Source organism: Pseudomonas palleroniana (assembly GCF_003031675.1).
Taxonomy (GTDB): domain Bacteria; phylum Pseudomonadota; class Gammaproteobacteria; order Pseudomonadales; family Pseudomonadaceae; genus Aquipseudomonas; species Aquipseudomonas palleroniana.
On sequence record NZ_PYWX01000079.1, the window covers coordinates 1 to 380 of the forward strand.

Consider the following 380-nt stretch of genomic DNA (forward strand, 5'->3'; position numbering starts at 1 on the left):
TCGGTGATCTTGACTGTCTGGGTGCTCTTGTCGATGAACACGTCATCGCTCGGCGCCGGGACGGTCACAGTACCGACGGTGTCACCAGCCTTGATGGTAATGCTCGAGCCGTTGTCGAGTTTCAGGGTGACGTCGGTGCCGGCCTTATTGCTCAAGGTCGCGGTGTACGTAATCTGACCGCCTTCATTAACTGCGCTTGGCGCGGTCAGGGTCACGGTGGTGGTGTCAGCAGTGCCCGGAGTATCGGTAACGGTGGTATTTACCGGCGTAGTGCCCGGTACCAGGTTCTCGAAATGCTCGCCGCCGGTGACGCCTTTGATGGCGGTGGTGACGGTCTGGTCGCCTTTGTAGACGTCGTTCGGCGCCACGGTGGTGACGGT

Annotated in this window: 1 protein-coding gene; it reads right to left on the minus strand. The window is 60.3% G+C overall.

The features are described from left to right. Window positions 1-380, minus strand: a 380-nt coding sequence (locus C9383_RS26090; protein ID WP_146164722.1) for an immunoglobulin-like domain-containing protein, incomplete at both ends; no start/stop codon positions are given.